General features: G+C 40.7%; 13 protein-coding genes. 5 read left to right on the top strand and 8 right to left on the bottom strand.

Annotated elements, in window-relative coordinates:
• Positions 1-6 precede the first annotated feature (6 nt).
• The 5 genes from M2273_RS10160 to M2273_RS10140 form a co-directional block, all read right to left on the bottom strand.
• Positions 7-1,656 (bottom strand): serine hydrolase domain-containing protein, encoded by a 1,650-nt coding sequence (locus M2273_RS10160; protein ID WP_429396243.1) that lies wholly within the window; start codon positions 1,654-1,656, stop codon positions 7-9.
• Positions 1,657-1,922: 266 nt separating this feature from the next.
• Positions 1,923-2,663, bottom strand: a complete 741-nt coding sequence (locus M2273_RS10155; RefSeq protein ID WP_429396241.1) for an ABC transporter ATP-binding protein — start codon at positions 2,661-2,663, stop codon at positions 1,923-1,925.
• Between the two features lie 148 nt (positions 2,664-2,811).
• A complete protein-coding gene (gene gatC, locus M2273_RS10150) occupies positions 2,812-3,102 on the bottom strand; it encodes an Asp-tRNA(Asn)/Glu-tRNA(Gln) amidotransferase subunit GatC (RefSeq protein ID WP_429396238.1) in 291 nt (96 codons plus the stop codon).
• Entirely contained in the window at positions 3,099-3,830 is a 732-nt protein-coding gene (locus M2273_RS10145) for a lysophospholipid acyltransferase family protein (RefSeq protein ID WP_429396236.1), read from the bottom strand. The genes gatC and M2273_RS10145 overlap by 4 nt, the downstream gene beginning before the upstream one ends.
• A 57-nt stretch (positions 3,831-3,887) precedes the next feature.
• Entirely contained in the window at positions 3,888-4,499 is a 612-nt protein-coding gene (locus tag M2273_RS10140) for a lysophospholipid acyltransferase family protein (protein WP_429396234.1), read from the bottom strand.
• Positions 4,500-4,658: 159 nt separating this feature from the next.
• On the opposite strand from M2273_RS10140, the gene trpS reads away from it, so the two are divergent.
• From trpS to kdsB, 3 genes are all read left to right on the top strand, one after another.
• Positions 4,659-5,654, top strand: a complete 996-nt coding sequence (gene trpS, locus M2273_RS10135) for a tryptophan--tRNA ligase (protein ID WP_429396231.1) — start codon at positions 4,659-4,661, stop codon at positions 5,652-5,654.
• 136 nt (positions 5,655-5,790) lie between these two features.
• A complete protein-coding gene (locus M2273_RS10130; RefSeq protein ID WP_429396228.1) occupies positions 5,791-6,405 on the top strand; it encodes a deoxynucleoside kinase in 615 nt (204 codons plus the stop codon).
• Between the two features lie 126 nt (positions 6,406-6,531).
• On the top strand, positions 6,532-7,266 hold the full coding sequence (kdsB, locus tag M2273_RS10125; RefSeq protein ID WP_429396225.1) for a 3-deoxy-manno-octulosonate cytidylyltransferase: 735 nt from the start codon (positions 6,532-6,534) through the stop codon (positions 7,264-7,266).
• 245 nt (positions 7,267-7,511) lie between these two features.
• Here the strand turns inward: kdsB and M2273_RS10120 are convergent, their stop codons facing one another.
• From M2273_RS10120 to M2273_RS10110, 3 genes are all read right to left on the bottom strand, one after another.
• Positions 7,512-10,544 carry a glycosyltransferase family 117 protein gene (locus M2273_RS10120; protein ID WP_429396222.1) on the bottom strand — a complete coding sequence of 1,011 codons (3,033 nt, stop codon included), beginning with the start codon at positions 10,542-10,544 and terminating at the stop codon, positions 7,512-7,514.
• Between the two features lie 205 nt (positions 10,545-10,749).
• Entirely contained in the window at positions 10,750-11,514 is a 765-nt protein-coding gene (locus M2273_RS10115) for a hypothetical protein (RefSeq protein WP_429396219.1), read from the bottom strand.
• Position 11,515: 1 nt separating this feature from the next.
• Positions 11,516-12,211 carry a hypothetical protein gene (locus M2273_RS10110; protein ID WP_429396216.1) on the bottom strand — a complete coding sequence of 232 codons (696 nt, stop codon included), beginning with the start codon at positions 12,209-12,211 and terminating at the stop codon, positions 11,516-11,518.
• 434 nt (positions 12,212-12,645) lie between these two features.
• Here M2273_RS10110 and M2273_RS10105 point away from each other — a divergent pair, with 434 nt between their 5' ends.
• Together M2273_RS10105 and M2273_RS10100 are read left to right on the top strand one after the other, a co-directional pair.
• Complete coding sequence (locus M2273_RS10105; RefSeq protein ID WP_429396214.1) at positions 12,646-14,256, top strand: CTP synthase; 1,611 nt, start codon at positions 12,646-12,648, stop codon at positions 14,254-14,256.
• A gap of 28 nt (positions 14,257-14,284) precedes the next feature.
• The gene (locus M2273_RS10100) at positions 14,285-14,779 is read left to right on the top strand and encodes an SRPBCC family protein (RefSeq protein WP_429396212.1); all 495 of its coding nucleotides are present in this window, start codon (positions 14,285-14,287) and stop codon (positions 14,777-14,779) included.
• Positions 14,780-14,794: the final 15 nt, after the last annotated feature.

The raw sequence follows: 14,794 nt of genomic DNA, 5'->3' as shown, positions 1-14,794 counted from the left end.
TGTTAATTATTGATTTAACACAGCCGGTAAAATATACTGCTCCATCATTTTATCAACCTGCGAATGCGCGTATGGGGTGTTGTAAGCGGTAGCTGTAACAATGATCACCAACGGCTGATCGGTAAAAACAAAGATCTTGTTACCACCATTACCCGAACAATAATAGGTTTCGTAAGGTTTATTATTTACCGTGTAGGTTTTATTCCAGAACAGGTAGCCGTAAAAGCCCTCGCCTACAACATCCCTGGGCAAGGTAAGGTGTTTGGTAAAAGATTGTTTAACCCAGCTTTCGGGGATGAGCTGCTTGCCGTTCCATGAGCCGCCGTTTTTGTATAATTGGCCAAAGCGGGCATAATCCAATGATCGCATTTGCAATCCACCTGCAGTGTTTGCAACATGCTGTGGCGTATATTGCCATTGATATTTTGTGATACCCAAAGGTTTAAACAGCTTTGCATCAGCATACTTTTCCAATCCGTTCGGCACCGACTTATCAAGTATATCACCCAAAAGCATGGCGCCGGCTGTAAAATAGTTCCACTGCTTACCAGCCGTTTTAGTGCTGTCGACCCGAAGATCAAGCGCAAACTTTACCCAGTTATCAGTAGGGTACATATTTTCTTCATTACCCGGCGAACTGCTGTCATTATCATCACCATCAAATATGGAGCTCATGGTGAGCAGGCTTTTCAGCGTGACAGTCTCTTTTTTCGGCGAGTAATTATTGAACTTTTTAAGATCATAAAAGTCCTTTAAAGTTTGGTTCTCGTTTTTAATATACCCATCATGAATGGCAATACCCATCATGGCCGATGCAAAGGTTTTCCCTACCGAACGCGGGTTATGCAGCGAATCGCGCCCGTTGCCGTTAAAGTATTCTTCAATGAGCAGTTTGCCATTCTTGATCACTATAACACTGGTAATATTCTTTAACCTGTTCTGGGCTATTAACCCGTTCATCTCCATGATCTTCTTTTTGTCGAATGGATCGCTGGAAACCGGCCAGCCGCTGTTTGGTTTTATGGCCTGCAATGCTACCGCTTTGGCATCAACCGGTGGAATAATAAATTTAAGTTCTCCCTGGGCTATCAGGTCACCAACTTTTAAAACAGGGATATCTATATAAGGCCGCGCTTCAATTTTTAACAAATGCGCGCCTGTTGTTAATGCATTCTCCCCACCCCTGCCCATAAAGCGGTTCCAAAGCGATCGTCCCCAGGAATCCTCATTCCGGTTACTGATCAGCGGAACGCCTATGGTAGTTTTAATATTTTTAGTGGCAGGCAAATTAGCTCCTTTATTCAAATTTTCCTGATATACCTGCTTCCCGTCCACATAAAAAGTAAACTGAAAGTTACCTTTGTTCAAGTCTGCAATGCTTAATGCAGGGTTTAATGGGTGCTGGTAATTACTTAAGGAGTTTCCCATTAATATCCTCATGTAAAGGTTATTTTGGGGTTTGGCCTCGAAGCCGTTTAAAAAGTCGGTTTCTTTAAGCTGGTTTAAGGAAATAGTATCGGCCAAAAAAACAACCTTGCCTATGTTTGCTTTATGAACAGGCGAGCTTATAGATTCTGGTTCGGTAATATTAGCAGTTTGGGCAAACAGCGGACCTGATGCAATAACCGTAAGAATAAAAAGAATACAGCGTTTCATTTTTTCAGGTATCAGGTTTAATAAGTTTTAGCCTTAAAAGTTTCCTGTTTGTAAATGTTTCACGGAGTTAGTTTTGATTCCTGAATCTCATGCCTATTCAAGCGTCCACACTTACTTTTTTAATACCATTTGGTAAGCGTGGACGCTCACCGCTGTGTAAGTTCAAGCGAAGGACGCTTGAACCGGCAGTTGTTTGAACCGGCGGTGTGATTTGTTCTTATCTTGATTCCTGACTCTAATAGCCTTGAATCTGTCTTTGAATTTCCTTACACCTCTTCAACGCGTCTGCTTACTACTTGAACTTCGGTATTGAGGTAATCATTCTCAATCAGGCCATCGCGCATACGCACTATGCGGTGGGCGTGCTTGGCTATATCTTCTTCGTGTGTTACTAAAATAATGGTATTGCCTTTGGCGTGAATATCCTCAATCAACCCCATTATTTCAATGGATGTTTTGGTATCCAGGTTACCGGTAGGCTCATCGGCCAAAATAATTGATGGATCATTGATGAGTGCACGGGCTACGGCTACACGCTGTCTTTGTCCGCCTGATAGTTCATTAGGTTTATGATCAATACGGTTACCCAGACCCACGTTTTTAAGGGCATTGGTTGCCCGTTCCATACGTTTTTCTTTATTGATGCCCGCGTAAATTAAGGGCAGGGCAACATTATCAAGCGCGGTATTACGCGGCAACAGGTTAAATGTTTGAAACACGAAACCGATCTCGGAGTTACGCACCTCGGCAAGTTCGTTATCGCTCATGTGGCTTACGTTGATGCCGTTCAATATATATTCGCCCTTGGTTGGCGTATCCAGACAACCCAAAATATTCATAAGGGTTGATTTACCCGAGCCCGATGGACCCATTAGTGCTACAAACTCGCCCTTATTGATGGTTAGCGAAACCGATTTAAGTGCATGAATTACTTCAGAACCTATCACGTACTTACGCCCGATATCTTTAATAGTTATTAATGGTTTAGCTGTATTTAATGGCTCCATATATATTTTTCGTTTGGACTAAGGTAAGTATCTAATTGTTACAGGACTTAAAGTTTTTAGTGTTGAGTAGTGAGTTCTGAGTCAGAAAAATTCTTTAATTCATTATTAAGAGTCAAACTCAACACTTATAACTCATTACTCTCCGAACTTACTTTTCAATCACTTTAGCAACCAGGAAATAGTCTTCATCATGTTTAGGGGCATTTTGCAATGCCTCCTCGTGCGTTATTTGTTGTTTAACTACATCTTCACGTAAAACATTTACGTCGTCGGTCATGTAAACTAACGGTTCAATACCTGATGTATCTAATTCATTTAGCTTGGCCATAAAATCAAGTATTTTGCTCATATCCTTGATCATTTCCTCTTTTTCCGTTTCGTTAAGCTCCAAACGGGCCAAATGGGCAACTTTTTCAACTGTATCTTTATCTATGGTCATGCCTGTTGCAGTTTTTGTTTAATAATAGCGTGCACCTCATCGCGCAATGTATCGGCATCGTTTAAAGTTAAATGAGCCGTTTCAATGGGTTTATGTACAAATATATCACAAATTCCGGGTCTACTGCCAAATTCCTTTCCGGTATCCCAAAGCACTTTCCAGGTATCAAGCGATGTTACCGGAATTATAGGCACTTTCATTTCAATGGCCAGCCTGAAAGGGCCGTTTTTAAATGAATGCAAAATAGGTGGATACGCCTCGGGAATAGTGGCCTCCGGAAATATAACAACACTCACTCCGCTCTTTAACCTTTCGGCAGCTACCTTAAATGCCCGGAAGGACGACATTTTGCTTTCACGATTAACCGTAATGTCAATCGTTCTGAAAAAAAAGCCCAGTACAAAGTTATCCTTCAGGTCTTCCTTACCTATAAAACAATGGTTATTATGCAGATTAGTACTTATGGCTGATACATCAAGATTGGAGGTGTGATTTGGACATATTACATAAGTTTTGCTCCAATCAATTGGCTGCTCATACCGGGCACGGTAAAATATACCCGAAACACTGGAGCTTAAATATATAATCAGTTTCCTGAACCTGTTAATGTACTTATATAATGCCGGCTTTTTACTAAGGGGGTATAATATGGGCCAGCAAAGTATAAAAAAGAATGCGACACTATACCTGTAAAAATAAGTGTGTATCCTTTTTAATGTCAATTTCATGGCGACCAAAATTAGAAAAAATACTCACGTAAGCACAAGCTAAACTATAGCCAACTGTCAGGGTGTTTCGAATTTCTGTTTCATGATGCCATAAACCTTGTCGCGCAGCGCATCAGCATCATCGGGGGTTAAGTTTGTCGTATCAATTGGTTTATGCACAAAATACTCACTGATACCCGGTTTGCTGCCGTGTTTGGTTCCGTTATCCCAAAATAGTTTCCAGATGTTGGATGACGTTACCGGGAGAATGGGTACTTTCATTTCGATGGCCAGTCTAAAGGGGCCATTTTTAAATTCCTGCAGACGGGGAGGATAATCATTGGCTATACCACCTTCGGGGAATATGATCATGGGGATACCGCTCTGCAGTTTTTCGGCTGCCTTTTTAAATGCCCGGAATGATGACATTTTACTATCCCGGTTAACCGGGATATCCACCGAACGGAAGAACAAGCTGGTTACTAATTCATCTTCCAGTTCCTGCTTGCCCATAAAGCTGCAGTTGGTGTTCACCAATATGCACATGGCAGTTATATCAAGATTTGAGGTATGGTTAGGGCAAACAATATAGATTTTGCTCCAGTCAACAGGCTCTTCAAATTTAAAACGATAAAAAAAGCCTGCAAAGGCCGAACTGAGAAAAGCCCATACCCTGCGAAATTGGTTCATACGTTTAAAGCGCCCGGGCTTTAATGAACAGTAATAAAAAAAAGGCCAGAATATAAAATAGAAAAAGGCTACACAAAACACGTAAAAATACCTGTGCGCTTTTCTCAATATCATTTTCATCGTCATCAAAAATAGAAAAAATCCTTACTTTCGCAGCCTATGGAAACTGTTGTTAGTGGCATCCGTTCAACCGGGAACCTGCATTTAGGAAATTACTATGGAGCGTTGCAAAACTTTATAAAAATGCAGCATGAATATAAGTGCTTCTTTTTTATTGCCGATCTGCACTCGTTAACCACCCACCCTACCCCTGCCGATCTGCATGGTAATGTGCGACAGGTTTTGGTGGAATATTTAGCCGCCGGGATTGATCCGGAAAAAGCTACTATTTATGTACAAAGCGATGTACCTGAGGTAACCGAGTTATACCTGTACCTGAATATGAATGCGTATATGGGCGAGTTGGAACGCAGCACTTCGTTTAAAGACAAGGTACGCGCCCAGCCCGATAACGTAAACGCTGGCTTGCTTACCTATCCCGTTTTAATGGCTGCCGACATTCTTATTCACCGCGCTACGAAGGTGCCTGTTGGTAAAGATCAGGAACAGCACCTGGAAATGTCGCGCAATTTTGGCAACCGTTTTAACAGGCTTTATAACCATGATTACTTTCCTGAGCCTTATGCCTTTAACTTTAGTGAGAACCTGGTAAAAATACCAGGACTTGACGGTAAAGGTAAAATGGGTAAATCAGAAGGTGAAGGCAATGCTATTTTCCTGAGTGATACGCCCGAAGCCATCCGCAAAAAAGTAATGCGTGCGGTAACCGACAGCGGACCAACAGTCCAAAACCAATCAAAACCATCAGAGATCCAAAACCTGTTCGACCTGATGAAGGTTGTTTCACCGGCTGATACTTTGGCGCATTTTAATAATCTATATAATACCTGTAGCATCCGTTATGGCGATCTGAAAAAGCAACTGGCCGAAGACATGATCATTGCTACAGCCCCTATTCGCGACCGTATTAACGAAATTACTAACGATGCTGATTACTTGCGCAAAGTAGCCGCAATGGGTGCCGATAAAGCCAGGGAAAGCGCATCAAAAACAATTAAGGAAGTAAGAGAAATTATAGGGTTCAGAAATTTTTAATTGATTGTTTGTTGATAGTTTATTGTGCAAAATGTATTTTTAGAAATTGCACATAGGTATTGGTTAAACTTTAATGGCCATTTTGCGTTAAAGCTATCAACCACTTATCATTGAACTAACAACAACTAACAAACGCATGCATATAGCTATTGTAGGAAACATAGGAGCCGGCAAAACTACCCTCACCGAAATGCTGGCCCGTAATTATGGATGGGACCCATTGTTTGAAGCTGTTGATAATAACCCTTATCTGGAAGATTTTTACAGCGACATGAAACGCTGGAGCTTTAATCTGCAAATCTACTTTCTGAACAGCCGTTACCGCCAAATTATTGATATCCAGAAAAGCGGGCGCAATATTTTGCAGGACAGGACCATTTACGAGGATGCCTACATTTTTGCCGAGAACCTGCATGATATGGGCCTCATGACCACCCGCGATTTCGAAAACTATCAATCTATATTTGATAATATCACTGAGTTTATAAAACCGCCCGATCTGTTGGTTTACCTCAAGGCATCAGTACCTACCCTGGTTAACAATATACAACGCCGCGGCCGCGAATATGAAATTGGCATCCGTTTGGATTACCTGTCGAAACTGAACGATAAGTATGACAAATGGATAAGGAACTACAAACTCGGTAAATTACTGATCCTGGATAAAGATAATCTTGACTTTGCCAACAATACCGAAGATATGGCCACCATTGTTCAGCTCATTGAGCGGGAAATTAACGGGCTGTTTTAATTGAAGGTGCGGGTTGCGCGTTTCGTGTAATCTATTTTATTTTATATCAAATTAATAATTTATCCCCGGGCTTAAAATACGCAACTTAAAAACCCGCAACTGACAACACGCAACGCGAAACTCAAAATGAAAATCCTCGGTATCATTCCCGCCCGTTATGCATCTTCCCGTTTTCCGGGTAAGCCTTTGGTTGATATTGCAGGCAAGAGCATGATACAGCGGGTATATGAACAAGCTAAAAAATGCACCAGTCTTAGCGAGGTTATTGTAGCGACTGATGACAGGCGCATATTTGACCATACACAAGCATTTGGCGGTGTAGCAGTAATGACCGCCGATACCCACCAAAGCGGTACCGACCGTTGTGCCGAAGTTGCCCGGCTGCACCCCGAATATGCTGTGATCATTAATATACAGGGCGATGAACCTTTTATCGACCCCGAGCAGATCACCAAGCTAACGGCTTGTTTCAACGACTCAAATACGCAATTAGCCACCCTCATAAAACGCATTAAAACCGAGGAAGAACTGTTTAATAACAACTCGCCCAAAGTAGTGATCAATAAACTTTCAGAAGCCGTTTACTTTTCGCGCTCAACCCTGCCGCATATCCGCGGACAGGAACCGGAGAACTGGCTAGAGTTTTATACTTTTTTTAAACACATCGGCATATACGGCTACCGCGCCGATGTATTGCAGCAAATTACCAAACTACCCGTATCGTCACTGGAAAAAGCCGAAAGTCTGGAACAACTGCGCTGGATTGAGAACGGCTACCGCATAAAAGTTGCCGAAACCGAACTGGAAACCTACGCGGTTGATGTGCCGGAAGACCTGAAGAAGCTGAATACGATGTTTTAAGGCTGCTCATAAAAAGGGGCTGTCATCCTGAGCCTTTCGAAGGATCGTGCGGGGAGGTGCCCACCGCGCTTCAGTACAACAATTAACAAATATGTCATTGCGTAGTGTGACAACCCCTTTCACCACCTTGTCATCCTGAGGAACGAAGGATCTATTCGGCGATTAGATTCTTCGCTATGCTCAGAATGACAAATTTGTTATTTGCTTCATACCTCGCAATGACATCCTATTATTTATAGGCATCCCTACTGCCTGCTCTGCAATACCGCAAACTTATTCCCATAATCATCAAGCTGTGCCTGAAATTGGTTGTGCAGGGCCGTTTCCTGGTAATTTTTTGTGGTATCCACAAGCCCGTTCAATACATATAACTGAAACTGTACCTGGTTAACATCCAGCGCTTCTGGTTTATTTTGCAGCAGGCTATAATTATAAGCCAGCTGATCGGTAAGATAATTGCCTATACCTTTTACATAACGATTGGCCAGCTCCTTATCGTTCAATTTATACGCCACCTGTGCCAACTGCAATTTACGGTGCGCCGAATCAATATTAGGATTAATGTCTGGCATTTCCTGATCAAATTTGTGCAGGGCGTTTAAGGCCAGGTCATTCCGGCCCTCTTTTATTAAGCCCTGGGCAAGGTCATGAAAGGTAGTTTCCATAAATGGATAAAATTCACTTTTTGAAACTTCATCCAGATACCTGGCGTGTTTAAAATTACCATATTTAAACTTGTTCATCACATTATTGTACATTACCAGGCTGTTTACCTTGCCCAGTTGGTTTTGTATAGATGTATCGGCCTTAAAAGGTATCAGGTGATAAACAAAGCCTTCTTTGTACATATATGGTTGTAAGCCACCCATATTATCCTGCCCAAAACCAATACTAAAGCAAATAGGCCTTTTCCAGTTATTATGTGCCAGCACATCCATAATAGCCAAATTATCTTTAAACATATAATTGGTGTTGTACGTCCATTCCATATTACTTGTCAGCTGATCTTTTTGTCGCGGAGTAACCACACCATTTTTCACCAGCTGTTGCGGGTCAACAGCCAGTTTAAAGTTTTTAGTAGGCAAATAATTCATGGTTTCACCGCTTTGGTATTGCACTTTGGTGCGGCTATCATCAGAGGTTATAAAATCAAACACTTCTTTTACATCTACATGTCCGGGTATCTTAGCATCGCTGTAGGCAATTACATCGCGCACACCCTGTTTGTATTTGTCAAATGGCATAGTAATGGGCAACGGGGCCGATTGGTTCATGGGGCGGCCCATTTGGCGTATATACCAATCCATGCCCAACAAGCTATTACATACTATCCGTACATCGGGCCTTACACCTTCCACTTCCTGATCATACCAAAGCGAATAAGTGTCATTATCTCCATAGGTAAACAAAATAGCATCCTTAGGGCACGATATCAGGAAATTATAGGCCATGTCATGAGCCGTAGTTTTAGAAGAGCGATCATGGTTGCCCCACTCTTGCCGGGCCAGCAATACCGGGGCCACCAGCAAACAAACTACAACCGAAGCCAGCGCGGCACCCCTCGCGTTTATTTTACGCCTAACCAGGTCATTAATGGCCAGTACACCCAACCCTATCCATATAGCAAAAGCGTAAAAAGAGCCAACGTATGAGTAATCGCGCTCGCGGGGTTGCAAATTGGTCTGGTTAACATATAACACAATAGCCAAACCTGTAAAAAACCAAAGCAGCGCTATTACTGTTGCATCGTTCTTTTTATGCCTGAAATGAAAAACCATTCCCAACAAACCAATAATAAGCGGCAAAGCATATAAAGGCGTGTAGGTATTTGAACCGGTAACGGATTTTGGTAAATGCCTGCCGCCATCAAATAAGCCCGATGTCCAGTTGCCGTCGATAGATACGGTGCTCGTTTGCCCGTCAACATCATTATAACGGCCAACAAAATTCCATAAAAAGTAGCGCAAGTACATCTGGCCCATTTGCCAGCTCAGCATCCACCTCATATTATCTATAAAAGTTGGCTTTTGCCCATCGGCCAGTTGCAGCCATTGCTTATAGAATTGCACATTCTGTGCGTAATCGGCATCGCCCTCAGTGCTGTGCATCCGGGGGATCAGGGTATTATGATCAAAAACATAATTGGGCCTTTTGCCAGCTACTTCATAACGGTTCCTGCCTTTACGGTACAAAGCACTGCCCTCGCTCTGATCAATAACTTTGGCGTCAAAGTAAGGACCGTAAAGTAATGGCGTATCGCCATATTGTATCCGGTTAAGGTAACCATTCAGGGTAAAAGCATTATCAGGATGTGAATTATTCAAATTGGTATTGGCCGTAGCGCGAATTGGGATATAAGCAAATGAACCATAACCAAAATAGATGAACGCCAAACATACCAGCGCCAGGTTTAAGGCGCGCTTTTTATGCCTGATGCTGTAAATGATACCGCCCACTATTGCAGATACAATCAGCAGAAAAAAGAAGATAGCACCACTACCAAAACCAAATCCCAGGCTGTTAACAAAAAACAGATCAAACCAGGCAGCTCCCTTAATGGTATATTCCCTGATGCCATACTGCACCAAACCCAGTATCACAATACTGATTATAAACGCCACAATGCCGCTTTTTACCGTTGGATTTTTATACCGCCGCAAATAATAAACCATGGTTACGGCGGGTATGGATAACAGGTTTAACAGGTGTATGCCTATTGATAAACCCATAATGTAGGCAATAAGTACTATCCATTTATCGGCACCGGGTTCATTAGCATGGGCATCCCATTTTAAAATGGCCCAAAACACTATGGCCATACATAATGACGCCAACGCGAATACAATGGTTTCAACAGCCGAAAACCAAAAGGTATCGGTATAAGCAAAAGCCAATGCGCCAACCAGTCCTGCACCCATGATCGCTATCAGTTGCGACTGGGTAACAGCTTCGCCATTTTTGATCAGTAATTTTTTGGCCAGCGCGGTGATAGTCCAGAACAAAAACATCACCGTTGCGCCGCTGGCCAGGGCCGAGCCCAAATTCGTATAGTAAGGTACTTTAGTATTATTGCCCAGGGATAGCAGGGAAAAAACTTTACCCAGCATGGCAAACATGGGGTAACCCGGCTGATGCGATACCTGCAGCCTGTAAGCGCAGGATATAAACTCGCCGCAATCCCAAAAACTAACAGATGGCTCTAAGGTTAAAACATAGGTAGCAAAAGCTATTAACAGGCACAACCAGCCTAACAGGTTATTGATCTTATTGTACTGCATAAATAATAAGGTGTAAAGTTTTCATCATAAGTTAAAGGCCACAATTTCGGGGGAAATTGTCAAAACGCCATGTACATTAACATACCTTAACAACTTTTAACAGAATTTAACTTATTGATTTAAAGCATTTAACATTTCATAACAAGCTGATGGCCGGTGTTATCATCTAATGCTTTATTGGAAACAAATACAGTACTATGTGAACTTAATTTCCGGAAGAGGTAATTATCCTTTTGATCTCTTTTTTGTGTATAAATAACCCCTGTTCATATTTAAAATAGCCAGAATATATACAAGCTTCGTTCCTGTATTTATATGCTAACAGGTTAGTTTTGGGATTGAATTTTAATACAAGGTTATCATTTGAATCTGTCATCAATTGAAATAAACTTATACTACCGTCTTCTTTACTTTCATTGCTATTTGTTCGATCTATGGGATTTTTATAATTAAAAGGGTGATAAATTATCTTACCATTTTTAATAGATATTATGGTAGCTTGCTCATAATCATATTGTACATTTCCACCACATGAACTTGATTTTTGAATGATAAGGTATTTATCATCATTCAATTTAAATATAACATCAACCGGTAAAAAGTTGTCAGTAAGTGCCTGTTTCGTCTTGGGCTCTTTAATATGTATATAAGCCCTATAAATACAATTGCAATGAGCGCCGCAATCTTCGCCTTTAATGACAAATACTTTAAACTTGTTATCGGGTGCATAAATAACATATCCTTCATTGTATTTAGATCTGCTTACTTCTATTAAGCTGTCAATGACGTCCTGTTTGTTTTTATCCTTATAATTAATATCGTTATAAACTATCTCCCTGTTAAGCTTATTAATATAATTGCTAATAATATCATGATCAGCCTTATGGTCTTTAAAAGTTATTTTAGGCTGTGCATGAATATTGGCGCAATCTAGGATAAATATTAAAACGATTATAAAGACCCTGACCATATTATTTTTCTGTAAATGTCCAATTTATGATTTGGTTATTATTATAGGTAAGCTCAAAAACCCCGTTAATATAATCGTATACGCGCTTACCTTCAAACTTTTCGATGAGTAATTGGGTTCTTTTAATATGCCCCTCTTTCCATATAACGTTTATGCTCCCATCTGTATTAAACCTTTCATATCTGACCAAACTATCGTTTATATAAAACTCATTACTCAAAAGTTGCTTATTGCCGTCATAAATTATTCGAAGCTTAATTTTTCCTTTATAAAAAAAACTTTTCCGGTTTAAATCACCATTAGAAAAATAGCTTTTTAAAACACCCCTGATCGTATCATTTTTATAAAATAATTCATCGTATTCTCCCGATGAATAATAGTTGTGTGCAGGGCCGTTTTTCTTATGCCCTTTAAAGGTAGTTTCCCTATCCAATCTGTCGTTAATATATACCAAATATTTTCCATCTGGTATATTCTTTTTAAACTCATAGTAAGCATAATTAATTATACCCATATCACCATAAAAAACAAACTTCACATAATCGCTATCTGATGGGTTTACCAATCGTATCCTATCCTCTGAAGTCCTATTGGCTGGTATCCAAGTTTGTATGTATATATTTTTCGTTTTATTGATTTCATTAACAGTATCTCTTCTCAATAGAGTATCTCCATTATATACAGTTTGCTCACCCATACTAAATATGGATTTGCTAAACAAAAACAGCAGAAGTGTAACGTTATAAATAATCATCTCACGATCAGACAAATAGGCAGGCACAAGGTTTAGTCAGGCAAACTAAATCTACAACTATTCTTTATAAATAATTATGATGGAGTTTTTATTGCCTTATCGGTTAACAGAGGATAAGATACCTTTTAATACCCCAATCCTTTTCAACAATTGTAATTTCGTCGGCTAAAAATGCATTTACACTTTGAAGCTACGATCGGCACGAGCTAAAAGCTCGCGGTAGCGAACGCACTTATAAACACAGCTGTGTAAAACAACTCACGCCTTCCATTTTTCTGAAAAAACTGGTCGCAAAGCCTAAATTTTTTCTTACTTTTGTATCCCGTACACAAACATTTGGTTTCGGCATAAAACCGGGGCCATTTTCAAAAAAAATCATGACTAAATATATTTTTGTTACGGGCGGCGTTACCTCGTCGTTAGGAAAAGGTATTATCTCAGCTTCCTTAGCTAAACTTCTTCAATCGCGCGGTTACCGTGTCACTATTCAAAAGTTTGATCCCTATATCAATATTGATCCGGGAACGTTGAACCCTTATGAACACGGAGAATGCTATGTTACCGAAGATGGTGCCGAAACAGATCTTGACCTTGGCCATTATGAACGTTTTTTAAATACCCCTACATCAAAAGCAAACAACATTACTACTGGTCGTATTTACCAAAATGTGATCAATAAAGAACGTGAAGGCGCGTTTTTGGGTAAAACCGTACAGGTAGTACCGCACATTACCGACGAGATAAAAAGAAATTTCCGCATCCTGGGCGAAAGCGGCGAATATGATATTGTGATTACTGAGCTGGGTGGTACCGTGGGCGATATTGAATCATTACCTTACATTGAAGCTGTACGCCAGTTCAGGTGGGAAATTGGGTCAGGTAACTCCCTGGTAATTCATCTTACACTGGTGCCTTTTCTGGCAGCAGCTGGCGAATTAAAGACCAAGCCTACGCAGCACTCTGTAAAAATGCTGTTGGAATATGGTATACAGCCCGATATTTTGGTTTGCCGTACCGAACATCACCTTACCAATGATATCCGCAAAAAAATAGCCCTTTTCTGTAATGTTAACATCAACGCCGTAATTGAATCTATTGATGCATCAACCATTTACGATGTGCCTTTGCTGATGCTGAAAGAGCAGCTGGATAAAACCGTACTTACCAAACTAAAATTATCGCACAAGCTTGAGCCCGATCTGGAGAATTGGAAAGATTTTCTTGGTCGCTTAAAAAACCCAACTGCCGATGTTCGCATAGCGCTTGTTGGTAAATATGTAGAACTGCCGGATGCTTACAAATCCATTTCTGAAGCCTTTATACATGCCGGCGCTAAGATGGAGTGCAAGGTAAGAGTGGAGTACATCCCATCAGAAACCTTAACCCCAGAAAACGCGATTGAACGCCTGAAAGGCTTACATGGCGTACTGGTTGCCCCGGGCTTTGGCGAGCGTGGTTTTGAAGGCAAAATACAGGCCATACGTTATGTACGCGAAAACAATATCCCTTTCTTTGGGATTTGTTTAGGTATGCAATGTGCCGTTGTAGAATTTGGCCGCAATGTATTAGGCTTAAACAACGCCAACAGTACCGAAATGAACCCTGAAACTCCATACCCGGTAATAGGTATGATGGAAGATCAGAAAACCATTACAAACAAAGGCGGCACCATGCGATTAGGCGCTTACCCCTGCGATTTGAAAAAAGGAAGCAAGGCGGCAGCCATATATGCCAAAAATCGTATTTCAGAACGTCACAGGCATCGTTATGAGTTTAATAACGATTATCTGAAACAATACGAAACAGCCGGATTGATACCATCAGGCATTAATCCCGAGAACAATTTAGTAGAAATAGTAGAGCTAAAAAATCACCCATTTTTTGTGGGCGCGCAATTTCATCCCGAATTAAAATCAACAGTTGCAAATCCGCATCCACTTTTTATTAACTTTGTCGCCGCTTCGTTGGCCTACGCCCGCAAGAAATAAGTGCGAATAAAGAGTTTAGCTAAGAAGGATGAAAGATTTTGACTGGACCTCGTTTACTAAACGGATTGCCGTTAAAGCAGATCTGGCAGATATTTACGATGCCTGGACCCGCTCTGGCGACGTGGAAAGGTGGTTTTTAGAAAAAGCTGAATTTTATACTAACAAAAACAAACTTCTGGCATCTAACGATCAGGTTAATAAAGGTTGTTCCTATAAATGGTACTGGTATTTATTCCCTGATCCTATGCCCGGAATTATTAAAGAGGCAAACGGGAAGAATTTTATACAATTTACTTTTGAAGGTGAAAGCCTGGTTGATATTAATTTAACAGAACAGAACGGATATACGATAATTGAATTAAAACACCACAATATTCCTACTGATGATAACTCCAAAAAGTATGTAAGGTTAGGTTGCTCAAATGGATGGGCGTTTTACCTTACCAATTTAAAATCGGTTTACGAAGGCGGAATAGATCTGAGAAATAAAGACGAAAATTTAACAGTGATGATCAATAATTGATAAAACTGATCATTC

The sequence above is a fragment of the Mucilaginibacter lappiensis genome, from assembly GCF_050433765.1.
Lineage (GTDB): Bacteria > Bacteroidota > Bacteroidia > Sphingobacteriales > Sphingobacteriaceae > Mucilaginibacter > Mucilaginibacter lappiensis_A.
This window is presented reverse-complemented; position numbering and strand designations above follow the sequence as displayed.